This window comes from Brucella pituitosa (genome assembly GCF_003049685.1).
GTDB lineage: Bacteria > Pseudomonadota > Alphaproteobacteria > Rhizobiales > Rhizobiaceae > Brucella > Brucella pituitosa.
Genome location: NZ_PYSY02000008.1, coordinates 138314 through 161918, shown reverse-complemented (window position 1 = coordinate 161918; position 23605 = coordinate 138314). Strand labels below are relative to the sequence as shown.

The window sequence follows — 23605 nt, the reverse complement described above, 5'->3', positions numbered from 1 at the left end:
CAGGCCAAAGCCGCTTAAATCAAACCCCAAACCGAGCCGGAAACTCCAATCTTCAAAAACACAAATAGTCTCAAATCATTCGACGACGGACACTGAAGCTATAATCTCGATCTCCACTTTCGCACCGCGTGCAGGGATCTGGCAGATTAGGAACGTACTGGTCGGCCGAATGTCTTTGAACACTTCCCAAGCACTGGCGTTACAGCATCGGCGGCCTCAAGATCGGTGACGTAAACGCGGCTGGCGACGGCGTAAGGCTTGCCCCGCCTTCTTCAGAACGTCGTCGATCTCGGCGAGCGCATTGCGTGCCTGTTGCGCTGCATCAGTGGGAAATATGCCTGTTGTTTTATCGCGGCCAGTGGTCCCCGAAACATAAATTGTGCTTCCATCAATAACCGCTTTGGCATATCCGGCGATTGCCTCCGAAGGGACTCCAGAAAAAATTCTCTGTGCCATTTTCCGTCTCCTTGTCTTTGTTAGTTGATTGTGTTGGGTGCGCGTTACACTGTTTGAGGTCTACCGATTATGGTTAGAACCGATCCGGTGATAGGCCCGATATATCCACTGAAGACGAGTGCCCTTGTGCGAATTCAGCCATGACTTTACCAGCCATGGACCTAGGCCAAAACCGTGTCCACTGAAGCCCGTCGCCACTAGAAGTCCATCGACGCCGTTCACATGGCCCATAACCGGGATCACATCAGGAAGTGTGTCGATGATGCCAGCCCAAACCGCTTCGATTTCGAGATCAGCGATCGCCGGCAGGAAGCGCCTTATCTCATCCTGCGCCTGCTGCACGCGATAATACGCGGGTTCTACCGCCTCGCTTGTTGGTGCAATGTCAGCAATCGGTGCCGATGGTCGCAAGGGCGCTAACTTTTGCAGAGGACCTAGATAATTTATCCGGGCCGCGTCAGGATTGCTCTTACGTGTTTCTTGGTAGTGACGCATGGTGCGCCAGGAATCGAGACGAACATCATATTCCCCGCCCGCCACTGAAAGACGAATGTCTCCACGCATCCTGACGAATGCCGGTCAGTGGCAGTGAAATGCAGGATTGACGGTGAGATCTGCGGCCGGGACCGTTCGTGCCACGGTTGCGCGTATTCTTTCTTGCGGGAGAATGTACCCAACCGCGCGCAACAGCTTGAGCTTTCGGTGCCCGCTGCGCACAGTACCTGATCTGCGCGATAAAGCCTGCGGCCAATCCAGACCCCGTGCACATGACCAGCCTGAATATCCACTCGCGTCACACGCGCGCCAAGGATAACGGAAACACCGGCTTCAATCGCCGCTTCAAACATGGCTCGCGTTGCTCGACTCGGTTCGGCACGCCCGTCTGATGCGGTAAACATGGCCCCGCGCACTTTAGCATTGTCTGCGATAAGCGGAAGCTTTTCGCGAATTTGCGCTTGTGTAAGCAGAACCGTGTCCAACCCATACTTTGTGGCTTTGGATTGCCAATCGGCTTGGTTGAAAGGTCACTGTCACTGGTGGCAAGGACCGCGTTGCCGCCACGAAGCCAGCCCACTTTACGGCCCAGATCCCGCTCCAGTCCTTCCCACAGGTTGAGAGAAGCCATGGCCAGCGGAAGCTCGCGAAAGTCACGGCCCTGCTGACGCACAAAGCCAAGATTTCGGCCGGATTGTCTGGATCCCGTGTATCACGCTCGACAATCAGCACACGCAAGCCTGATCGTGCGGCATAAAGAGCCGTTGAACATCCGACTATACCGCCGCCAACGATGATCAGGTCCCATTTATCCGAAGAAACCGCCTTGTGCGGAATAGTCATCTAGTGAACCTTGGAAAGGAAAGAGCGGGTTCGCTCAAATGCGGGATTATCCAATATTTCCGAGGGAGCACCGCATTCGACAATTTGGCCAGCTTGCATGAATGCAATCCGATTGCAAACATCGCGTGCAACGACATCTCGTGCGTCACCACCATCATTGTCAGACCATCTGCTGCTAGCGACCGCATGACGTCGAGCACTTCCCCACCAGTTCAGGATCAAGCGCACTGGTCGGTTCATCGAAAGCAGGACTTTGGGCTTCATTGCCAAGGCGCGCAATGGCAACGCGTTGCTGCTGACCACCAGATAACATGCGGGGATAGTGATGTAATTTATCGGCAAGCCCCACGCGTGCCAACACCTCGCTCGCTTGTTTCACAGCTTCGCTTTTTGCAATTCCCAGCACATGAACAGGCGCTTCGATGACGTTTTCGAGTGCTGTTTTATGTCCAAAGAGGTTGAAGTTCTGGAACACCATGCCGATCCGGGCGCGTTGGCGTGCGATCATCTTTCTGGAAGTTCGCGCAAAATTGCCTTCGCGTCGGTAACCGATCAACTCACCGTCCACCTTGATGCTGCCTTGCTCAATGCGTTCCAAATGGTTCACGCAGCGCAGCAACGTTGATTTTCCTGATCCCGATGGGCCAATCAGACTAACCACCTCACCGGCGGCCACTTCAAGGTTGATGTTATTGAGGACAGTCATGCTGCCGTAATTTTTCGACACCCGGTCAAAGACAATCATCGAATCGGACATTTTATCAAGCTTTCTGACGAAACAGACGACGGGGAAGGCGAGTTGAGGATGTATTTGTCTGCTGATTGGAGCGACTAAAATGCCGCTCGATGCGAACCTGTACAGTACTCAGAATGGTCGTTGCCGCCAGATACCAGATGCCACGATCAACAAAGGGATGGTCTGAAAGTTGCGGGAGTAGATAGTTTGCGCCGAATAAAGCAGGTCAGCCAATGATATCACACTCACCAGAGAGGATGTTTTCAGCATCCCAATCGTCTGATTGCCGGTCGGAGGGATGATCACTGGCATCGCCTGCGGCAATATAATGCGCCACAAAGCCTTGCCGTTGGTCATGCCAAGTGATTTCGCCGCTTGTTTTTGACCGGGTTCCACCGACATCAGGCCGCTCCGAATGATTTCGGACATATATGCGCCTTCGTTCAATCCCAGACCAAGGACAGCAGCCGTTACCGGCGATATCAATGAATTGGTGGGAACCGAAATCCACCATGATGTGAAAGGCAGCCCGATCGATATTTCGGGAAACAGGGCACCGAGGTTGTACCAGAAGATCAATTGAACCAGGACGGGGGTTCCACGAAAGAACCAGATATAGGCTTTGGCTACTTTCGAAATAACGAAATTATTGGACATCGCCATGATGGCTAAAATCGTCCCAGAACAACCCAATAACCATGGTGACCACAGTCAGCCATAGCGTGAGACAGCCCCACAGGACGCGACTATCGAACAGATATTCTCCAACTACACTCCATCCAAAATTAGGATTAGCCGCAATCATCTGGGCGCAATAAAGTATGAAGATGATAAGCAGCGTTGCAGTTATCCGCGTCTTCAAGCGCTGGCCGAAATATATGTCAGCATGGGCCGGTCAGGAGAAGGCGAGGCGGCGAGAATTGAATCATCCGACATAGTAGCTGTCTCTCAATCATATTCGCATTGATGCGGCCGATGAACTCAATCCCGAGTTATATCACCGACCGAGATTGCTATTTTGAAGTTGGGATCGTGGCCAGATTTATACCTGGCTCGTGTTCCATCGCCATTGGCGAGACAGTCCATTTTGCGTAGATTTTGTCGTAGTCGCCGCTGGCCTTGACTTCAGAGCTGCCAGCAGAGCCTCGCCGAGATCTGTTTCATTTTTACGGAATGCGATGCCACTGGGCATTCTTGGCAAAATTTGCATAGGAATAACTTTGACCGGATGTGGTGCCGACTTCTGAATTTCTCCGGCAAGTGCCGCAGAGGTCAAAACGAAATCACTTCGACCGGAATAAACCGACAGCAATGTTGCTTCGGATGTGCCGAATTCTGAAACGGTTGGCTTTTCTTTGCCGGCCGCAACGCAGGCTTCGCCGATTTCCTTCGTGATCATGTCCACCATTCGGTGCCGCTTTGCGCGGAACCTTTCAGCCCGCAAAGGCCTAAATGGTCGCTGATATCAGCGCCTTTGCTCAAGGACATAGGCCGATGATGTGGTGTATCCGTAATCAACGAAACTAACGACTTTCTGGCGTTCGGCATTGTCGGTGATGCCTTCCATCGCAATATCCCAACGTCCCGACTGAACACCGGGGATCAGAGAATCGAACGAAACCGATGTAACATCGACTTTGACGTTGAGACGGGCGGCGATGGCATTCCAGAGATCGACTTCAAAACCGACCATTTCGCCAGCGTCGTTCATAGACTGAAAGGGCGGATATTTCGCGTCGGTAACCAGCTTGATTACACCGGCTTCGCGATATTTCTGTGGCAGGCTGTCCGCTGCGGTTTGCGCACTGACAGAGCCTGTGATCATGAGAAGGCTTATCGTTGCTCCGACAGTAAGCGTAATCGCCTTTTAGAGCGCACTGTTTCTTTAATACTCATTTTCTAGTTCCTTTGGCCGTAATTTTTGCGAACCACCCGGCCTCAAATGGCTCGCTTTTTAGGCTTTGTTCTGGCGTTCCTTGTCAGCCGATCACGAACGGATTTGCTATCTCCTCTGCAGTGGATAACCACACGGCTTTGGTTTGCAGGAACTCTTTAATTCCTTCTATTCCGTTTTCCCGGCCTATTCCGCTCTTTTATAGCCAAACGGAGTGGTGTAGGACACATCGCGATATGTGTTTACCCAGACACTGCCCGCTTCCAGGCTTTCCGACATGAGTATGGCGCGACGCATATCCGAGGTCCAGACACCTGCAGCCAACCCGAATTCGCTGTCATTGGCGATGGCTACGGCTTCTTCCGCATCATCAAATGGAATGGCTGCCAGAACAGGTCCAAACACCTCTTCACGCGCAATGCGCATATCATTGTTCACACTGCAAAATCGTTGGCTCAACGAAATAGCCTGCCGCACATTCATCCAGATCGGGCCGTTTGCCGCCGATGATGAGTTCTGCACCTTCCTGCCGCGCGATATCGATATAGCCCAGCACTTTCTCATACTGCATGGCGTTGGCTATAGGGCCGATGGGTATCCAGGTGTTTGGGGTCGCCAATGCGCGCCGTTTTGGTGAAGGCCGTCAGTTTTCCAGAAATTCATCGTATTTTTCGCTGCAACAACAAGCGAACCGGCAATACAGGTTTGACCTACCGCGCCAAAGATACCGCCGACGACGCCGCGTACGGCATTATCAAGATTGGCGTCCTCAAAAATGATATTGGGCGACTTGCCACCCAGTTCGAGGCTAACCCGCTTGATGTCTTTAGCCGCCAACGCATATAGATGCGCACCCGTGCGGGTCGATCCCGTAAAGCCAACGTGGCGTGTGAGCGGGTGCGTCACCAACGGCTCACCAACTTCAGGTCCATAGCCGGTCACGACATTGATCACACCTGCGGGGAAGCCAGCCTTTTCAACCAGTTCCATCAATTTGATAGCCGTAGCCGAGGTATACTCGGCCGGTTTCATCACCAGCGCAACCGGCTGCCAGGGCGGGGCAGCCTTGAGTGAAAACAGAAACAGGGGTGCGTTCCACGGCACGATGCCGACGCAGACGCCGAGTGGCTCGTGCCGCGAGAAGCTCAGGGCTTTTTATCGCAGGGATGCACCGCACCTTCGATCTTGTCCTCAGCCCGGCATAATAGTGATACCAGCGCGGAATATAGCGAATTTGATGGCGCATTTCGGCGAGAAGGCGACCATTATCGCACACTTCGATCTCAGCCAGCTCATCTGCATTCTGTTCGATGAGATCGGCGAAGCGCTGTATAATGCGGCCACGCTCGCTGGGATGCAACTTTCTCCACGGGCCTTTGGTAAAGGCATTATGCGCTGCTTGAATGGCTCTGTCAGCGTCTTCGGCATTGCCGCGAGGCACCAAGGCCCAAGGCTTCGCCGTAAATGGATCGATGGTCTCGATATATTGGCCCGATGACGGCTCTACCCATTCACCGTTGATATACATAGCAAGTTTTTGCAGGTCGGGTCGACATTGCCCCTCCTCTTGGCGAGCCCTTGTGCTGAAAGCATAGCTTCCTTTTCCGCCGCGTGCCCGGAATTATTCATTTCGATGCACTAAAGATATTCTTATCTATGCAAAGTGATATCACTTTAAAAGTCAACAGAAAAATACAAGACGTCGAAATTGGGTAAACAGCGATAAAACCGCAGAATAGCGGTCCTTATGCTGATGAGGGCGATTTTTGTCCGACACATTTCTAGCATTTCTAAATTTACGCACTTGATTATGATATCATAATGGTTGAAGTTTACTATCACATTGGCCAATTTTATGAGCGCGCATCGTGAACACTGACCAGCATCTCTATAAAAAAATCAAAAGCGAAATTGATCGCCGCGTTGAAACGGAAGAATGGTTGAAGCAAATTTCCAGATCCCTTCTGGAAGCGTGATTGCAGCAGAGTCGATGTTTCGCGCACAGCCGATTGATTAATATCGCATTATCGGTTGCAATGATTTGTTTGCGATGATGTGGTTTGTTTATTACAGCCGGTTTCTTCATCTGGAAGATGGCACGCCCATTCAGCTTGAAGAGCGCTATGTCAACGCCGCAGAAGCTCCGGATATCTGGATCAGACGTTTTCAACGCAAGGCCCCGAAGCATGGTTTCGGCGCGAAACGGTGGTCACAACAGTTGATAATGCCATTCGTGCCATTCGCGCTGAAGACGACATACGCCAGCTTTTGCAGATCGATGCCAACCAGCCTTGCCTGCTTCTGGACCGTTCGACATGGCGCGACGGGATTCCGGTCACGCGTAGCCGTTTTATCTATCCCGGAGACCGTTATCGGCTGCGTTCCGCGCACGACGCGCGTACCACCCGTATCGCATTAACACCCAATTTGGGCACTGTCCGCTGAATCCTAGAATGGAGTTTGAGATGAGATTTTATCAATAAGTTGAAGAGCGCGGCGATCTGCTGGTGGTTGATCGAGAGATTGACCCTGCGCATGAACTTGCAGCCGTCACACAGCTTGCGCAGAAAAAATGGGCGAAGCCGGTGATGTTTACCAACGTAAAAGGCACACGGTTTCCCGTTGTCAGCAATGTTTACAGCACGCGCGACAGAATTGCCGAAGTGATCGGCATTGACGCAAAGGATTTTTGCACCCAGTGGAGCCGTCTCGCATCTCTTGGCACGTCAGAGATGAAAGAGCCGCTGAAACTTGCCGATGACAGCGAACTTCCCGAATATGAAGAAGTGAAGCTGTCCGATCTGCCGCTGATTACCTATTCTGACCGGGACGGCGCGCCCTATTTCACCTCCGCCATGTTTATCGCCAAAGATCCGGAAACCGGCGTTGGTAATTTGTCCTATCATCGCTCGATGTTTATCAGCGATAACGAGCTGCGCTGTCGCTTGGCACCTCGCCATCATCTGACGATCTATCATGAGAAGGCGGAAAAACTGGGCAAACCGCCTGAAGCGGCCATGTTGATTGGTACACCTTCGCATGCATTTCTAACCGCAGCAGCGCCACTGCCGTATGATGTCGACGAATTGGAAGTGGCGGCACGCCTGCGTGGACGACCGATTGCCATGCGCAAATGCAACCATATCGATCTTGAAGTTCCTGCAGAAACCGAAGTGGTTATCGAAGGACGCTTTCCCAATGAACGCCGCGCCGAAGGGCCTTTGGCGAGTTTATGGGTATTACGTTCCTGTCGGACCTAATGCGGTTTTCGAAGTACTGGGCGTCACCGTGCGCAAAGACGCGATGTTTCATTCGATATTATGTGGTTCACCTGAAGAAGTGCTCACACTCGAACTATCGGTTTCCGCGAATATTTATCAGCGCTTGAGTGCTGCGCTTCCCGGTATCATCAATGTCACCTGCCAGCCATTCGTCAATCACGCCATCATCCAGATCGAGCCGCAGTTCGAGGGACATGCGCGTCAGGTCATGCTGGGGGCTATCGGGGCCGAACCCATATGGTCAAAACAGATCACGGTGGTGGATACCGACGTGAATATCTACGACATGGATGATGTGCAATGGGCCATTCTAACGCGTTGTCGCCCAGACAAGGATTACGCTGATCATCCCGGATACACCATCATTTTATCGGGATGAACAGAAGGACCATTGGGGCAGGCTGCTTGTGGATGCGACCAAGCCATGGGGACGGGAACAGGAGTTTGAACGCAAGCGATTGCGACTTGGCGACAGTGTCAAGGCCAGCGACTGGTTCGAGGGAGCGTAACCGATGAGCGCTCAACGCCTGGTGATAGGAATTTCGGGCGCTTCGGGCGCAGCTTATGGGCTTAAGGCACTGGAACTGGCGCGATCAGTGGGCGTCGAAACGCATCTCGTTGTTTCGCGCAGCGCTGCTCACGCTCCATCAGGAGCTTGGTATACAAAAATCAGAGCTGTCGCATCGCGCCGATGTGGTTCATTCGGCTGCGGATGTCGGCGCTTCGATAGCATCGGGATCGTTCAGGACGATGGGTATGCTGGTTGCTCCGTGTTCGGTTAAAACCATGTCGGAGATAGCGTCGGTGTGACGTCGACACTGATGAGCAGGGCCGCTGATGTGGTTTTGAAAGAACGGCGCCGACTGGTTCTCATGGTGCGGGAAACGCCGCTGCATCTCGGGCATTTGAAAACGATGACAGCACTCACTGAAATGGGGGCAATCATCATGCCGCCTGTTCCAGCCTTTTATTCGCATCCCGAAAGCATTAACGAGATGGTCTGCCATTCTGTGGGCCGCGCTCTTGATCTGTTCGGTATTGAAACAGGCACGGTTAAACGTTGGGATGGGCTGAAGCCTGGATCTTAAAGGCAGAGGATCACGCGAGTGGACGATATAGAACGTCATTCAGCACTTTGAGCTTTATGCTTCAACTCTATGCCAAGCCCGGAATTCCGGCTGCCTTGCTGAGCTTGCAAGACAATTATGCCATTGATGTGCCGTTTTATCTGGCGGTTCTGCACGCGGTAACAACAGACCGATATGTCACGGCAAAAGCGCTCAGCGCTCTATACGCCGAAATACAAGAATGGCGGGAAGAGGTCGTAATCCCGCTGAGAATTGTCCGAAAGACGCTGAAGGTGCATGCGTGGGCGACACGTTTTGAAAATACGGGTGCCTTCCGCGAGACTATCAAAGTGCTGAGTTAAACGCCGAAAGAATTGAAGTTGATGTTTTGGAAAAACTGATCCCAATCTATTTCAGGGTGGATCCCATTGATGACAAACCAAATATTTTAGCGGTTTCGCTGATGTTCTTGAATGTCTTCGGCTTTCCGGCGCTGGACCAACTTCCGGCAGACGCTGAATTTGTAGCCAGAACATTAGCAAGCAATCATTAGGGGTGAAACCCGTGATTCATGCCATGTGTAATCACGCAAGTGGACTTGACCCAGCCCGACTATGAATGTGATTATGCGCTATTAATAACATCATTTGTTGTGAGATATGAACAGTTCAGACCAACCATTATATGCTCAAATAAAAAGCGCTATCGACAAAAAGATCGAAACAGCAGAATGGCCGGCAAACTTTCAGGTGCCTTCAGAAGATGACCTTGCGGGAACCTTCAGTGCATCTCGCCTGACAGTGCGCCGGGCATTGCGGGAATTGCAGGCTGACGGGGTTCTGTTGCGCATTCAGGGACGCGGAACATTCGTCGTTGGCCCGCGGATGCAATGCGCGATTTTCAATTTGCCAGACGCTTCAGAGGAAGTGATCCTGTCGGGCGGCGCGCATAGCAGCCGTGTTTTGCAGCACGAGGTTTTGAGTGCGGACAACCCGCGGCGGAATATGTTGCAGAGCTCGCCCGAAAACGACGTCTTCTATTCCAAGCTTTTGCACCTCGAAGATGGAACACCGATCCAAATCGAAGAGCGATATGTGAATAGCGCTGAAGCGCCCGATTATCTCGAGCAGGACTTCACCCTGATTACCCCGAATTTCTGGCTGTTGCGTAACACGATTGTCACGACAGTCGACAATACAATCCGTGCTATACGCGCGGATGAAGACATTCGCGAAAATCTGCAGATTGATATCAGTCAGCCTTGTTTGCTTGTAGATAGGCAGACATGGCGCGATGGTATACCAGACACGCAGCCGGTTCACTTATCCTGGAGATCGTTACCGTCTGCGCTCTTCTCACGAGGCACGGGTTACACGAGTGAATGCTGTAAACTTGAGCCGATGATCACATGCTAGGCCGTGTGGACGGAATTGATTAAGATAAAAGCAGCAGCGATTGCGACGATGGATCGGAAATTTCTTGCTGTTTTCTCGCAACGTAGTGCTACACGTTTGAACCGTTTGAGCTTCCCCATCATTTGTTCAATACGTGCGCGACCTCGATAAAGCGCCGTGGCAAAATGTTTCGGAATATTTCTTCTGTTTGATCTGTAAGGGATCACAGGAATTGCGCCAGCCTTTCGCGCAGTCTCTCTATTAACGTCGCTATCATAGCCTTTGTCAGCAATAATAGCGCGGTGCCTGACTTGAGGGCCAGTTTCCATGAGGCTTTCAAACTGTTTACTATCGGAAGCTTCGCCTCCGGTTAGTTCAAACCCAGGCTGACCATTTCGGTCGGTTTTCAGATGGATGTTGGTTCCGAACCCTCCACGAGAACGACCGAGCGCTTGACCTTCCTGCCCCTTTAGCACCTGCTGCAGATATGGGCGCGAATGACGGTGCTGTCGAACATAGCAATCAGATGAGCGCTTTCATCAAGCCCAGCCAAAATGGAAAAATAGTCTTCGAACACACCCGCTTTACCCAAGCGGTCAAAACGCTTCCATATGCTGTTCCAGTTACCAAATCGCTCAGGCAAAGCCCGCCATGAGATGTTATGAAGGGTGAAATAATGCAATGCCTCAAGAAATAGGCGGTCATTTTTTGCTTTCGCGCCAACGGCTGGTAGACAAGCACGAAAGACCTCCAGTGCCAGTTCATAGTCACTCTCTGTATCTCGTGCACATTGCCGACCTCCAAATTACGTCGGCAATGTGTGAATCATGTTGAAAGAAAATCTGGAACCGGAAAACTTATACCTGAGTCAATTCGTCCACACGGCCTAGTGTCCTGTCCGGCAAATAGCTTTACATAATCGTTCGATCTTCGCGAGGATGGACTGGCTTGTGGCTGTCCAGACAAAGGGTTTTGCCTTGGCATTATAGGCTTCAACGAAGGCGCTTATTTTCCCAATCAGGTCCCTGGCGCTGACGAAAGAACCAAGGCGTATCTGCCGTTGCGTGATAGGGTCAAACTGCCGCTCGACCTGGTTGAGCCATGACGCATAAGTTGGGTGTAGTGGACATGGAAGCGCGGACGAGCCGCGAGCTATGCACGGACTTTCGGATGTTTGTGAGCTACATAATTATCGACCACCAGATGGGCGTCGAGGACAGGCAGAATATTCGCCTCAATATGTTTAAGGAACCCGAGGAATTCCTAGTGGCGGTGACGGGCACGGCATCGAGTCATAACCTGACCATTTGCAATGTCGGGTGCGGCGAATAAGGTTGTGAGGTCAGGCTGAAGCGCGACTTTTGCGGTTTGAGTTTACGCAAAACGATGTCTGTTTGCGATTAATTTTTGCCGAAAGACTTCTGCAGGTGTTTTGTAACCCAAACATTTGCGCGGCGTATTGTTGAGGCGATGACAGATGAAGGCGAGGTCTCGATCACTGAGGGTGAGCGGATCAAGATCTCGGGAAGCCATCGTCTTGTGCGTCTGTTGGTGTTTTCAACGGTGCCTTTCTGCCAGGGTGACTGCGGATCACAGAACCATGTTTGCGACCCGATCCCATTCTGCAGATAAGCCCATTCTGAACTCAGTGCCACGATCAAACGTGATGGAGCGACGGGCTATTTGGGGCAGGGTTGAGTACCCTAATCACCCCATCCATCACTGGTCGTGACTGACGATCATTGTTGCGCAACAAAACCGTAAAGCGGCTCACCCGCTCGACTAGAGACGTCACATTGGCCTTGCCGAACCTCTTGCGAAACTGGATAAGGTCGCATTCCCAGTGTCCGAACTGCTTGCGTCTGGCAACCATGTCTGGACGATAAAGGATGCTCAGTTCTGGTGGAAAGCGGCGTCCATGATGACGCCGGGCATGACGTGGGCGTCGTTTGGCACGACGTTCCGGCAGATATTTCCAAAGTTTTCTTTTCGACCGTCGGTCGAATACACAAACTGATAGATCGTTTCATGACTGACAGAGATTGGATGGCGTTCCAATCGCATTCTCCCTGCAATCTGTTGCGGCGACCATCCATCGCTGATGTGATCGATCACGGACTGCCGTAGCTCATCATACCGGATCAGCTTACGTTGCTTTGAACGCCGCTCGCGGGATTTCTGCTCGGCAATCGTGCAGTAATAGCCGTTTAAATCCTTGATCTCATCATCGTGAAACTGATTGCGCTTGAGTTCACGAAAAATGGTCGAGCGGTGCCTTCCAAGCTTCTCAGCAATAACGTCAACGGAGAGCTTTGCGGTGCGCCAGCGCGCTATTCTGCGGCGTTCATCCAGATCAATATGCGCGTAGGTGCGTTCCATGACAGGTTCCTTGCATTGATAACTCATTGTTATCATTTGCAAGTCGCACTTCAAACTAGAACCCACCCTGTTATACAAAATGAATCAGATAAGTATAATTATGGAACATTCTTCGCAACGATGTTGAAGCAACAAATCGCTTCAAATTGGCTCCAGCCCTAAAAATGTACGGCGGAATGGCAAGTGAATAGTGACCACAGTTTAATTGCTGAACATTCGGATTTACGCCAGCATTATTCAGACTTTCCAACAGAGCAATTGACAATTCTGGCAATACAACCTTGTCTCTTTTTGCCAAAACAATCTGTATATCCAAATCTGGACGGGCGAGACTGTAGGCGTAATTTCCCAGATCGAGCGGTGCCCAAGCCCTGTAGATGAGAAAGGTCTATCGTGGGCTCAAAGTTCGCGTATGGCGCGCGTTGCGCGCCCGGTCCAGACCATCTCGGCCAGACTTCCGGCTGTGAGAAACAGCGAAGCTTTCTTAACATTGGTATCATGAGCCGCGACCAGTCCTGCAACCCATGAACCGAGGCTCATTCCAAGTACGGAAATTTCTCGATAGCCTTGGCTTTTGAGCCAGCGAATGAGCTTTTGTCCATCCCACACGGCCTGCCGTAGCGATTGGATCGTTCGGCCGAGATTTGCGCTAAGCATATAATCAGCGTAGTCGGACCCCGGACGGCTTCGTTCAAAATGATAAGGCATTGCGATCTCGACAACCGTAATGCCTCTTTTCGAGAAATATCGTGCGATCTGACTATTACGGGAACGTGCGTTCCAATGATGAAATATCACCAGTGCCTTGTCCCGTGACCCGCTATCCGTGATCTTAGCCCAGACCTGGTTGTTTTCCTCAACGTCTGTCGAAATTTCAGATGGAAATTTGAGGTAGTCCCCGCCCGCTCAAAATCTCTATCGCTACCGAGTGGCGCTCTGAAGTACGATGGCAGCTGCCTGCACCCCGAGCTGGCAGAATTCATCGATAGTGGAAACCTTTGGGGCGCCCGGAAACGCACGTTCTGCATCGAGAATGACGGCTGTTACTTTTTTAGCATCTTCTCCGCGTCGTGCCCGTTTCTCATCCCATTGATCAAGCCAACTATGAAACACTTTGATTACTCACCTCACTCGCGCGCCGGGACCCAAGGGCCGGATCAAATAAGCCATAAATAGCGATTAGGAGCCCGACAAACATCAAGACTGTAAAGCCAGAAAACGTGTCGATTGACAGATAGCTTGCAAATAGAAGCATCACAACGGCGGTCATTTTCCACAAGGTGACTTTAAAATGATTTCCTGCTCCAGTGCGGGTCACTCCATAAAGGAAAACAAAACAGGTCGATATTGCGATTAGCAGACTGCTGTAGTGTGTGGGCATTCGATAGCTGATACGGCTGTGCGCCGTCGCTTGATCGTACAAGATAGATGAAAGGTCGTTGATCACCCAGGCTACAATGCTCGCGCCGTTAGAGGCTAAATACGAGCTTTGTAGCTTCATCACGGTAGCGATCAAAATGCCTAAAACCGTGCAGCGAAAAACCCCCTGCATAACCCAGATAGCGGTCTCGCTTCTAAAGCCCGTACCTGCGTTCGTCTGCGCTGTTGGTCCTTCGCGTAACTTTCGAAGGTCATTGATGACCGAGTAAAGCAGTATGAGGCCGGCGAAGAAGAGATAAAATGAAAAACTCATATAAAGATAGGCAAATGCCGTAAAACCGATCGCAACAGGTATCGTCACGATTTCGGGCCGGACTATCGCGATTGTGCCCCAATCGGTTGCGTAATTTCCTCCTCCACTTATGAGAGGGACCAGACAAACGCCGATCCACTGGAACACACCAGCAAAAAGCAAACAGATTAGGAAGACCGCCCAAAACGAACCCGATGAGGCGTCGATAATATCACGCCATGCCCGGTCGCTGTACTCGGGTGTGCCATCGAAATGCCGACGACGTTCCTCCTGCTTCCACGAATGCACCAGTTCGGAAACGAAGGCCAGGAAGACCGGAAGAAACACCATGAACACGAGGGTCCAGTTCGCCGCCCAAAGGAATCCGACCTGCTTGATCACGCCATCTGATCGGGTGAATGTTACGTTGTGAATGCCAATGATGTACGAAAGGAACCCGAGAGCCGACATTCCAGCAAAAACCGAGGCAGACAGATTCAGTGGAGACCCCTCACCGAAAAGCTTTTCTGACCATCTAGTCAGATTCCATCGCTTACCATCGTTATCGTTTGCAGAGTCCGATGTTGCAATTCGGGGTTCAACTCGGGCTGGCTCCGACGGTTCGGCTGTTTCAGTCTTCTTCTGCTCACGTCTTTTAGCGACAAGCCGAGAGTGTGCAGCGCTGAGTTCCATACTCCATTCGCTTGTAGCAACCGTATCACCACAACTTAAAACTCTTGCCAGCAACCCGATGTTGGTCGTGCTTATGCCTTTTTCATTCTCCTGAAACCAGAGCTGAACCGTTCGAAGATCGACACCAATCCGCTTAGGATCTACATGCGTTATGGCCTCCGCCAGAAGCTCTGGCGTCCATGGACCTGCCGTATGACCGTCGGATCCTAGCGGGCGACCAGCACCGGCGGCGACAATGAGCTTGAACAATTCTTTGAAGTCGCTCCCATCCTTCGGTGGCGGGAGAAAAAACTTTCCGTTCTTTGTCAATATCTTAGCGGCTCAGATTTCGTTTCGTTTCGCAGTGTTTCTCATCCTATCGTGTGGGATGCCTTAATCAACATTTTTATCACTTGGATTTTGGGATGACTGTTTCGTCAGAAAATTGGTGTATGGAGACGAGAAACTGTGCATCGGGCAGTAAGAAGCATTGATCTACTAATGATCGTGTATCGTGCTGCTATCAACTAGGCATCAGTTTCGAGGATTGCACTTACGAGCATCACCCATCTTCTGAAAATGAATTTCGGAGGCCATTATGGATGCTATTGCAGATACATTGGATTGGCGGGATGAAACCAATGTCGTTGACCTAGGCGACAATGGCCCGACAAAACGACTGCTGGATATGTCATCGCTAGCGGAAGATCCGCGCCGGATCGTAGATTATGAGCCGCAAGATGTGGATGACGCCATCGGAAAACTGGTCTATCTCGCCGCTTCTCTTATCTCCGGGCGGATTACGCTCGCACGGGCGAAATGGCATCAGTTTTGAAAAGCGTCGATAAGAAATTATGATTGCTGGAAGCCCGCCAGCGGGCTTCTTCATTTGCGGTCTGTCGCAATCCATTCGCCGGATGATTGATCCTTGGCAAATCCAACCGTTCTCGCGATAGTTTGCGCCGACGGGTTTTTTTTGACATTGGCTACGCATTCGACCATGCCGGTCGCACCGTCGACTGGCCAACAATTCGCCAACGAGACAGAGAGGTTTTCGAGTTCTCTTCTGTCCCATAAGAGCGGATTTTTTTCTTCCAGCTTCCTTACGGCAAACAATGCTTCAGCTTGAGTTGGCACATCGAGCTTGGCGCTCGCCGCTGGCTCATCGGGAACGGGACAAAGTGTAGGGTCGGCCTTGATCGCTGCAACGATATCGGCTTTTGCGATGGCTGCTGCGTTGCTCGAAGCGTTGGAGACTACGAACCAGTACCGCCGCGCCAACAGCGATGCCGGCGCTTGCTGCCAGTGCGAGAAGTGCGTTCTGATTCATTAGAGCTCCTTAAAATTTCAAGTTGAACCAATAGCGCCCCTTCAAACCTTGATAATCGGGAACGTCGAAAAAGTAAGGGTCTTTTCGCATTGGACGAGCAATGGAGACGACCTTTCGACAACTATTTCCGCGATCCGAGTTGCCAATGTCTCGATATTGAACATCCTTGTACTGCTGAAGCTCTTTGTTCTGGTCCCTGATCTTGTTGGTGCAGGTGTTGATTGTCTTTTCGCAGCGGTTGGACAGCATTGCGCCGCGATCACTCATATTGCTGGCTTCCTTGAATCCAGATGGGCAATCCTCGTAAGGCTGATATCCGGGTTTGCCAGACTTAGCTTCATGGCAAATGGGCCATGAGAAACCCGGTTTTGCCATGGCCTTGATCAACTTGGTCATTGGCGGGACGCAATAAGGGACACCATGCCACGAAGGGTTTGATGATGCTGCGCACAAAAGGACCTGACAGCCCCAAGATGGCATCCCTCCCGTGTCCTGCGCTATTGCAGCGGATGGCATCACGGCGATAGTGCCAAGGCCGGCGATTGCAAACAGAAACTGCTTCATTTCAGGTCATCCTCATATTGTAGCTTGTGAAAACAACCCGGTAGGCAAGACGTCTCGGGCGTGTAAGAGAGACCGTGTGACAACATCTCGAGCCGCTTCGCTGCAAAGGGCGATAAGTGTGAATGCCGAAAACCAGCAAATTCCAACGCGATAGACCAAGTGATGATTTGGAACATCGCTGGAGAGACAAGGACGCTAATCAAGAACACATCGAACGACATTTGCCGTTGTCCTTGCAATACAGCGATACGGTGAGGAACAGAGCGGTCAATATGCCGTAAACCCACCAGATTTTCGATGACGGGATGATAAGCAAAAACGATAGCAGGATGGCCAGCAACAAGCAGGCCATAGGATCGCGCGCGAAATTGAGCGCAATATGAGCGATTTCCGACAACTATCGGTCTGTCCTTCTTGGTTTTCTGCGCGCGTTGGCAAACGGGGGAGAGATTTCGCTTTTGCGCTCTACGAGTAGGTTGAAATCCGCGATAGGCTGACGATCGAGCGTTTTGTCGACGGCCTTGCGCCGCCACTCATTCATATCCAGAACATAGGTCGCCCACATGCCATATCGCGCCGACATGGCGGTACGCTGATAGCCTATATATTGAGGGTGGCTGAGGTAGGGTGAATCCACCCTCGCCCAACCCACACGAAGCATTTCGAGAGCTAGGTCGCGTCCCCGCGATGTGCATCTCGCTCGCGCCATGCCTTCAGCATCATAGCCGACGACACCGCAGGAGACGGCGGACGCCCCGATCGCTCTTTTGAGCCAAGCTTTTGCAAAGGGGCCACAGGGTACAGGCGGCGGTGCTTTCGTGACGTCCCTGTTCGTCCATTTCGGATCAAGCGCCCATTGAGGCAATTCGCACGCGTCAATGTCCGCGAGCCGAACTCGTTGGGCATAAGTGGGAAACCAGAGGGTCCGACCATCAATAACCGCGACACGACCCTTGAAGATTGGAAGCGGTACCGGCTGGCTAGGTTGAACCGATACGCTGGCAGCTGGCGCGCGTTTAATAGCATCAGCTGCGAATGCTGGTGTCGATGCGACGGCAAATGACATTGCTACGATCAGATATTTCATTGTTGGGCATTCCTCGTCCGTTCGTTTGCCGATTTGCTCAACAGGATGGCAGGATGCTGAACGTCTTCGAATTGCCAGAGGCCTGCCCGCTTCTCACGAGCTTCCTGTTCGGCCACTGCGTATGCTGGATAGTAGGGAAGCCCGTCAGCCTTCAGCGCGGCAAAGGCATAGCCGCTCGTAATCAACACCGTCGATAAATCGAGGCGATTTCCGCCGATTGTCGCGTAGCAAACGACATAGGAAGTATCGGCAGTTTGCGCTACGGGAGCGCACACCGGTTTGGTGTCTTTGATATAAGCCGCGAATACGGCAAGCGAAGCCTCGCCGCAGTCCTTCTTTCTTCCGGTCGTATCAGTGAAAGCAGTTCCCCGAAGGCATGACTGAACACCATAGAGACGATAGCGCTGACCTTCAGAGACCCACGTATCCCCAGATTCCAAAGTAACGCCCGGCTGGAGGTCGAAATATCCCTCCGGCGCGGCAAAAGCCGTTGGCGAGAAAAGGACCACACATAGCGACATTAAGGCTGACTTCATTGGGCCTTCACCCGCGGATCGGCCCACATCCCATAAGAGCCGTCTTCTCCGATCTTCTGCGCCTTCTCCAGATCGGGACGCTCTAGCTTCCCGTCTTTCGATTTCGCAATGCGGAGCGCGCCGAGAGAGAGCATTTGCTCTTCGAGCATATCAACGGTGTCCAGGCTTCCGGGGTAATTGTAATAGCCGTAGCACGTCACATTTTGTTTGGGCGCGCTCTCTTCACTTACAAATGCCCGACAAAAGAGAACCTTCGGCGACTGCAACATGATCTGCAACTGCTGCTTGGCGTAGTCAGAGCAAGAACCAGCAAAATCATCCTTGCGGTTCACCATTTCGCCTTTGCAGGCTTCTAGCCCGTACAGATTCAGAAGGGTCTTATCATCAACCCGAAATTCGGTCGGTGAAGTTGCCTTATAGCCCGAGGCGGATGCAAACCCCTTCCGAGCCGTAACTTTTCCGTCTCCGTCATAATACTCAATGACAAGCACGGTCTTACCCGGCGATGCCAGCGACTTGATGTAATCCTTGTTGATTGCAGGCGCGGCGATTGCGGCTGTTGCCAACATACAACTGCTCATTGCGATTGCGATGGTTCTCTTCATTTTCCAGCCCTTACCGTATTGCTTATTCATTTTCCATGTTCATAGGGGGTTTATGATTTGCGAAAAAGCATGTATCACTTAGCCAAATCGGTATCATGCTATTATGAACTTAATCGGTTTTCGCTGCAACCTCAACAGCGCATGTGAGGTCTGCGACAGGAGCTAAGGGGCTAGAATGGAGAGGCTTTCAATCAAAGCGCTATTGCTAAGCGCCACATTGTTCATCCCGTTCGGGATTGCCGCCACTTGCGCAGAAGAAAAAGGCGCAATTGCGCCATTCGCGCAAGATGGCGACGGCGAGGCCGCAACTCACAACGCATCCGGATCACGCTCGGACTTGACCGTATTCAACCGCCGCTGGACAAGCGAAAGCAAAGAATTTGTTGTGGGCTCTGATGGCATCGTTTCCGCGGAGGATAAAAGTGGAAACGGCACTAATACGAATAACCATTTTGGCAATTTATTCGGCACTGTTTTAGCCACTGGCTCCCTATCTAATATTACCAATCCAGTTATCTCGTTTCAGAATGAATCTACCCGTTTAGGCGATTTGCCTTCCTCTAAGCAGGCAGCTGTATCCACTCCCGAATGCGGCCCCTCCCCGCTAACACCAGAGGAAATCAAAACTCTGGTCGAACAGGCCGCTCGCCGACATCAAGTTGATGCTCTGTTTGCTACCGCCATCACTTGGGCAGAAAGCCAGTTCGATCGTTCCCGCAATTCAGACAAAGGCGCACGCGGGCCGATGCAGCTCATGCCGGGAACCGCTGAGCGCTTCGACGTCCGCGACGTCTGTGATCCGGCGTCAAATATTGAAGGCGGCGTTAAGTATCTCCGGGTGCTTTTGGACGAGTTCCAAAACCCCCTGCTTGTTGCCGCCGCTTATAACGCAGGCGAAGGCCGCATCTATGAGTACGGCGGCGTTCCACCGTTCAGGGAAACCATCGGATACGTCGCAAAGGTCGTCAATTACCAGCTTGGCGTAACTATGCCAGCGCCGAAAAAGAAGCTCGTTGGTGGTAGTCGGAGATCCTCGCCTGTCATGGCGAGCGAAACTCAATCCGGGGTCATTGCAGTCAAGAAAACCGGCACCTTCGTTGGTGGCGTGATGCATTTTTAAAGGAGAGAAGGATGATCAGCGAACAGAATAAGGCTTGGCATATCAGCGCTTCAAAGCTGGCAGCCTGCCTTGGTTTGCTGGCTGCCGCGCAAATTGTCGGGGCGGATTTGGCGCTGGCACAGTCAGGCGGCGTTGGTGGTGCCTTCGCGCCCATTCAGACAGTATTTCAAGCTATCGTTGATTTCATCAGCGGCCCTATTGGTCGCCTGTTTGCAATCATCGCCGTGATGGCGTTGGGCTTTCTCGCATTTGCTGGCCGACTGTCTTGGTTTTTTGCTGGCGGTGTGATCCTCGGGATCGGTCTTGTTTTCGGTGCTCCATCAATCGTCGACGAGCTGATCAGCACAGTTGGAAACTAGCGATGGCTGAGTACGAGGATGTAAAGCCGCAGCTGACCCCGTTGGTAATCGGGTTAACCCGATCTCCCACCATGTGGGGTGTCCCGTATATGGCAGTAGTCGTCGTTATCGGCATCACAATCATAGCATGGCTGGTCAGCAAGTCGTTCTGGATCCTGCTCCTGGCCCCGATCAGCTATGTGGTTCTGTTCTCCCTTTGCGCTTGGGACAACAAAATTCTCGATGTTGTTGAAGTCACCGCGCGCAAAACGCCTCGCACACGCAACAAGTCCTTCTGGGGAACAAATTCGTACGGACCTTAGCTAATGTTGAAAGTCGTCAGAGAAGAACTCGGATTTGGCAAGGTCGCTCATAATGAGCGGCCTATGGCTTCGCATATCCCATATCTGAGGCATATGTCGGATACAGTGATCGGCTTGGAAAACGGCGCTCTCTTGTCGGTCATCAAACTCGACGGCCTCTTTTTCCAAACCGAAGATCAAGCCGAACTCAACATGCGCTCGAATGTTCAGAATACGATCATTCGAGCGCTTGGATCGAGCCGTTTTTCTGTCTGGTCGACTGTTATTCGCCGACAGGTCGATTCCGAAATTGGTGGCGCTTTCGATGACCCGTTTTGCGATCAACTAAACAGCCGATATATGAGCCAGTTGCGTCATAAACGCATGTTCGCCAACGAAATTTACCTCTCCATCGTGCGAACCAATATGCGCGGCGCCCTCGGTCTCAGCGACGTAGTAAGCCGTGCTTTCACGCGATCCGGCGGGGCTGAGGTTCGAGATCAGCAAACGCGGGAAATAGTGACCGAGCTCGAAGAGCTCGTCGCCAACATGACCCGTGAGCTGCAAAAGTATGGCGCACGCGAGCTTGGCATCACCTATCGCAATGGGGAGCCATACTCTGAACCGTGCGAATTCATCAACACAATCCTGACCTGCGGTGTACCGCGCAAAATGCGACTGCCGCGGATGGGGATTCGAAATTACGTCGGAGCGTCACGCCTGCATTTCGGCAAGCGAGCAATGCAGACACAAGCTGCCGTCGATGAAGACAATCGCTTTGGCGCAATGCTCTCCATAAAGGAATATCCGCCGTACACCGGTCCGGGAATGCTGGACGGTCTGCTGCAGGTAAATCACGAGTTTATACTGACGCAAAGCTTCACAATCTCGGACAAGCCGATTGCGCAAGAGCGTATTACCCGGCTTCAGCGCCAGATTGCCGCGTCGGATGAATCCGGCAGCGCGGTCGAAAGCGATATCGATTTCGCTCTGAACAGTCTCATGAACCAGGAGGCTGTTTTTGGCATCCACCATTTCTCTTTGCTTTGCCTCTCTCGCGACCTTGATGGTTTGAGCAAGGCAGTTTCCGAACTCGGTAGTTGCCTGACCGATATGAACATCAACTGGCTTCGGGAAGATATGAACCTCGAAGCGTCGTTCTGGGCGCAATTGCCCGGCAATCACAGCTATCGTGCACGAAAGGCCATGCTGTCATCGGCAAATTTCTCCGGCCTGTCATCGATGCATAATTTCGCGACCGGGCAATCGGACAATCTGCATTGGGGCTTGCCGATCACGATACTCGAAACCACCTCGCAAACCCCTTATTGGTTCAATTTTCACCGTCGTGATATCGGCCATTTTTTGGTCACCGGGCCAACCGGCTCCGGCAAGACCGTCGCTCTGACATTCTTGCTGGCGCAGGCAATGCGTGTCAGTCCAACGCCGAAAGCTGTCTTTTTTGACAAAGATAGAGGTGCCGAGATCTTCGTGCGGGCCATGGGCGGAGCATACGAAGTCCTCTCGCCGGGAACGCCAACAGGCTTTAACCCGCTTCAACTGGAGAATACCGGGCCAAATCGGGACTTTCTGCTTCGTCTTTTGAAGTCCATGTTGCGCTCCAGCGATAGTCGCGACTTAAGCCAGGAGGACGCAGATACGCTGGAACGGGCGATTGCCCGTATCATGGAAGAGCCGGCAGCTCAGCGCAACCTGCCAAACCTGTCGGGCTTGCTTGTAGGACGTTCGCGTGCGGATGCGAACGACCTGGCGTCAAGGCTGCGTCCTTGGATCGACGGCGAAAAGGCCTGGCTCTTCAACGCCCACCATGACGTGCTGTCGTTCTCGGGACGCAGTGTTTTCGGCTTCGATATGACAAGAATTCTCGGCAACGAGGATATCCGGACGCCCGCATTAATGTACCTTTATCATCGTCTCGATGAGCTTCTGAACGGCGATCCTGTCATGTTCTTCATGGACGAAGGCTGGCAGCTGCTTATGGATGAAACGTTCAGTCATTTCATCATCGACAAGATGAAAACCATTCGTAAGCTCAACGGCATTGTAGGCTTCGGAACGCAATCAGCCGCCGATATTGCCAAGGCTAAGGCTTCTCACACCCTTGTTGAGCAATCGGCCACGAATATTCATTTCCCGAACCCGCGTGCTGACGAAGAGAGCTACATCAAACGCTTTGGCCTGACGGTTAAAGAATTCAATTTCATCAAAAACACTCCGCCTGAAAAGCGCACGTTTCTCGTCAAGCACGGGAATGACTCGGTCATTGCCCGTCTCGATCTCTCGAAAATGCCTGATCTCGTCAAAGTGCTCTCGGGTCGAAAAGAGACCGTCGAAGAAAGTGCTGCGCTGCGGGAACGATACGGCGATGAGCCTCAAAGCTGGTTGGCTGAATTCTGCGGATGGGAGAGGAATGATGCATAAGAAAGCTGCTCTATGCATATTTTTGGCGTCAGCAACCATGCCATTGTCGGCGTGGGCTGGTGGCGTTCCTGTCATTGACGGATCTAATTTGTCCGAACGAACGGTACGGGATCAAAAAACATCGGAAATCGAGAAGACGGACAAAGACCGGTTTTCCCTCAACAAGAGCGTAACATGTGCGCTCTACCGACCGGGGCGCAAGGACGATCCCGTTGCAGCCGCCAAAGCCAATCCGGAAATTTCCGGGTTGGTCAAACGAGTGGCACGCGAAGAGGGCGTAGACGAAAATTTGTTTCTAGGGCTCGTTTATCAGGAAAGCCGCTTTAATCCGTTAAATCGGTTTGGCGGTGCCATGCCGATATCATGAATTAGGCAACGAATCTACGCGGTGG

Annotated in this window: 24 protein-coding genes and 10 pseudogenes; 13 read left to right on the top strand and 21 right to left on the bottom strand. The window is 52.0% G+C overall.

Annotation, left to right across the window (positions count from 1 at the left end):
* Positions 1–216: 216 nt before the first annotated feature.
* The 11 genes and pseudogenes from C9380_RS28160 to C9380_RS28420 all read right to left on the bottom strand — a co-directional run.
* On the bottom strand, positions 217–456 hold the full coding sequence (locus tag C9380_RS28160; RefSeq protein WP_252869906.1) for a Rid family hydrolase: 240 nt from the start codon (positions 454–456) through the stop codon (positions 217–219).
* 60 nt (positions 457–516) lie between these two features.
* Positions 517–1020, bottom strand: coding sequence for an FAD-dependent oxidoreductase (locus C9380_RS28155; protein ID WP_252869905.1), 504 nt, complete (start codon positions 1018–1020; stop codon positions 517–519).
* Positions 1021–1187: 167 nt separating this feature from the next.
* Positions 1188–1436: pseudogene (locus C9380_RS28150) on the bottom strand (FAD-dependent oxidoreductase); the annotation flags it as partial.
* A complete protein-coding gene (locus C9380_RS28145) occupies positions 1369–1794 on the bottom strand; it encodes an FAD-dependent oxidoreductase (RefSeq protein ID WP_252869904.1) in 426 nt (141 codons plus the stop codon). The pseudogene C9380_RS28150 and the gene C9380_RS28145, both read right to left, overlap by 68 nt.
* Positions 1795–2539: pseudogene (locus C9380_RS25795) on the bottom strand (amino acid ABC transporter ATP-binding protein).
* A gap of 120 nt (positions 2540–2659) precedes the next feature.
* Positions 2660–3187, bottom strand: coding sequence for an amino acid ABC transporter permease (locus C9380_RS28140; protein ID WP_252869909.1), 528 nt, complete (start codon positions 3185–3187; stop codon positions 2660–2662).
* Positions 3188–3572: 385 nt separating this feature from the next.
* Positions 3573–3929 carry a type 2 periplasmic-binding domain-containing protein gene (locus C9380_RS28960; RefSeq protein ID WP_252869903.1) on the bottom strand — a complete coding sequence of 119 codons (357 nt, stop codon included), beginning with the start codon at positions 3927–3929 and terminating at the stop codon, positions 3573–3575.
* Positions 3930–3995: 66 nt separating this feature from the next.
* A complete protein-coding gene (locus C9380_RS28955) occupies positions 3996–4355 on the bottom strand; it encodes a transporter substrate-binding domain-containing protein (protein WP_252869902.1) in 360 nt (119 codons plus the stop codon).
* A 255-nt stretch (positions 4356–4610) separates the two neighbouring features.
* Positions 4611–4995 (bottom strand): annotated as a pseudogene (locus C9380_RS28430) (aldehyde dehydrogenase family protein).
* Positions 4996–5003: 8 nt separating this feature from the next.
* Positions 5004–5528: an aldehyde dehydrogenase family protein gene (locus tag C9380_RS28425; RefSeq protein WP_290124842.1), complete on the bottom strand. Its 525-nt coding sequence runs from the start codon at positions 5526–5528 to the stop codon at positions 5004–5006.
* A gap of 67 nt (positions 5529–5595) precedes the next feature.
* Positions 5596–5952 (bottom strand): annotated as a pseudogene (locus C9380_RS28420) (aldehyde dehydrogenase family protein); the annotation flags it as partial.
* Positions 5953–6486: 534 nt separating this feature from the next.
* On the opposite strand from C9380_RS28420, the pseudogene C9380_RS25775 reads away from it, so the two are divergent.
* The 7 genes and pseudogenes from C9380_RS25775 to hutC all read left to right on the top strand — a co-directional run.
* A pseudogene (locus tag C9380_RS25775) lies at positions 6487–6869 on the top strand (UTRA domain-containing protein); the annotation flags it as partial.
* Between the two features lie 62 nt (positions 6870–6931).
* Positions 6932–7684, top strand: coding sequence for a UbiD family decarboxylase (locus tag C9380_RS28125; protein WP_252869901.1), 753 nt, complete (start codon positions 6932–6934; stop codon positions 7682–7684).
* Positions 7623–8084 (top strand): UbiD family decarboxylase, encoded by a 462-nt coding sequence (locus C9380_RS28120; protein ID WP_252869900.1) that lies wholly within the window; start codon positions 7623–7625, stop codon positions 8082–8084. Before C9380_RS28125 ends, C9380_RS28120 begins: the two co-directional genes overlap by 62 nt.
* A gap of 133 nt (positions 8085–8217) precedes the next feature.
* Positions 8218–8793, top strand: a pseudogene (locus C9380_RS25765) (UbiX family flavin prenyltransferase).
* A gap of 56 nt (positions 8794–8849) precedes the next feature.
* Positions 8850–9134 carry a TIGR02444 family protein gene (locus C9380_RS25760; RefSeq protein WP_128095096.1) on the top strand — a complete coding sequence of 95 codons (285 nt, stop codon included), beginning with the start codon at positions 8850–8852 and terminating at the stop codon, positions 9132–9134.
* Positions 9135–9160: 26 nt separating this feature from the next.
* Positions 9161–9325, top strand: coding sequence for a hypothetical protein (locus C9380_RS27020; protein WP_164844755.1), 165 nt, complete (start codon positions 9161–9163; stop codon positions 9323–9325).
* 106 nt (positions 9326–9431) lie between these two features.
* Positions 9432–10176: pseudogene (gene hutC / locus C9380_RS25755) on the top strand (histidine utilization transcriptional repressor HutC).
* Positions 10177–10183: 7 nt separating this feature from the next.
* On the opposite strand, the pseudogene C9380_RS25750 reads toward hutC, so the two are convergent.
* The 5 genes and pseudogenes from C9380_RS25750 to C9380_RS25730 all read right to left on the bottom strand — a co-directional run.
* A pseudogene (locus C9380_RS25750) lies at positions 10184–10672 on the bottom strand (IS5 family transposase); the annotation flags it as partial.
* Positions 10636–10920, bottom strand: a complete 285-nt coding sequence (locus C9380_RS28765; protein ID WP_353954670.1) for a transposase — start codon at positions 10918–10920, stop codon at positions 10636–10638. The pseudogene C9380_RS25750 and the gene C9380_RS28765, both read right to left, overlap by 37 nt.
* Positions 10921–11540: 620 nt before the next feature.
* Positions 11541–12545, bottom strand: a pseudogene (locus tag C9380_RS25740) (IS30 family transposase).
* Positions 12546–12615: 70 nt separating this feature from the next.
* Positions 12616–13658, bottom strand: a pseudogene (locus C9380_RS25735) (RcgR family putative quorum lactone hydrolase).
* Positions 13648–15219, bottom strand: a complete 1572-nt coding sequence (locus C9380_RS25730) for an RcgA family putative transporter (protein ID WP_128095094.1) — start codon at positions 15217–15219, stop codon at positions 13648–13650. Before C9380_RS25730 ends, C9380_RS25735 begins: the two are co-directional and overlap by 11 nt.
* Positions 15220–15487: 268 nt before the next feature.
* Here C9380_RS25730 and C9380_RS25725 point away from each other — a divergent pair, with 268 nt between their 5' ends.
* Positions 15488–15724, top strand: a complete 237-nt coding sequence (locus C9380_RS25725; RefSeq protein WP_128095093.1) for a hypothetical protein — start codon at positions 15488–15490, stop codon at positions 15722–15724.
* A gap of 50 nt (positions 15725–15774) precedes the next feature.
* Here the strand turns inward: C9380_RS25725 and C9380_RS25720 are convergent, their stop codons facing one another.
* The 5 genes from C9380_RS25720 to C9380_RS25700 form a co-directional block, all read right to left on the bottom strand.
* Positions 15775–16170 (bottom strand): hypothetical protein, encoded by a 396-nt coding sequence (locus C9380_RS25720; protein ID WP_128095092.1) that lies wholly within the window; start codon positions 16168–16170, stop codon positions 15775–15777.
* Between the two features lie 58 nt (positions 16171–16228).
* Positions 16229–16783: a hypothetical protein gene (locus C9380_RS25715; protein ID WP_128095091.1), complete on the bottom strand. Its 555-nt coding sequence runs from the start codon at positions 16781–16783 to the stop codon at positions 16229–16231.
* Between the two features lie 397 nt (positions 16784–17180).
* Positions 17181–17870 carry a thermonuclease family protein gene (locus C9380_RS25710; RefSeq protein WP_094574640.1) on the bottom strand — a complete coding sequence of 230 codons (690 nt, stop codon included), beginning with the start codon at positions 17868–17870 and terminating at the stop codon, positions 17181–17183.
* Entirely contained in the window at positions 17867–18406 is a 540-nt protein-coding gene (locus tag C9380_RS25705; RefSeq protein ID WP_094574642.1) for a thermonuclease family protein, read from the bottom strand. The genes C9380_RS25710 and C9380_RS25705 overlap by 4 nt, the downstream gene beginning before the upstream one ends.
* Positions 18403–19011: a hypothetical protein gene (locus C9380_RS25700; protein ID WP_094574644.1), complete on the bottom strand. Its 609-nt coding sequence runs from the start codon at positions 19009–19011 to the stop codon at positions 18403–18405. Before C9380_RS25700 ends, C9380_RS25705 begins: the two co-directional genes overlap by 4 nt.
* 175 nt (positions 19012–19186) lie before the next feature.
* Here C9380_RS25700 and C9380_RS25695 point away from each other — a divergent pair, with 175 nt between their 5' ends.
* From C9380_RS25695 to C9380_RS28950, 5 genes are read left to right on the top strand one after another with little or no spacing between them, the layout of a single operon-like run.
* Complete coding sequence (locus C9380_RS25695; protein ID WP_128095090.1) at positions 19187–20131, top strand: transglycosylase SLT domain-containing protein; 945 nt, start codon at positions 19187–19189, stop codon at positions 20129–20131.
* Positions 20132–20142: 11 nt separating this feature from the next.
* On the top strand, positions 20143–20490 hold the full coding sequence (locus C9380_RS25690; protein WP_128095089.1) for a TrbC/VirB2 family type IV secretion system protein: 348 nt from the start codon (positions 20143–20145) through the stop codon (positions 20488–20490).
* Between the two features lie 2 nt (positions 20491–20492).
* Complete coding sequence (locus tag C9380_RS25685) at positions 20493–20792, top strand: VirB3 family type IV secretion system protein (RefSeq protein WP_128095088.1); 300 nt, start codon at positions 20493–20495, stop codon at positions 20790–20792.
* A 3-nt stretch (positions 20793–20795) separates the two neighbouring features.
* A complete protein-coding gene (locus C9380_RS25680) occupies positions 20796–23213 on the top strand; it encodes a VirB4 family type IV secretion/conjugal transfer ATPase (protein WP_128095087.1) in 2418 nt (805 codons plus the stop codon).
* Positions 23203–23580: a hypothetical protein gene (locus C9380_RS28950; RefSeq protein WP_128095086.1), complete on the top strand. Its 378-nt coding sequence runs from the start codon at positions 23203–23205 to the stop codon at positions 23578–23580. The genes C9380_RS25680 and C9380_RS28950 overlap by 11 nt, the downstream gene beginning before the upstream one ends.
* The last annotated feature ends 25 nt before the right edge of the window (positions 23581–23605 follow it).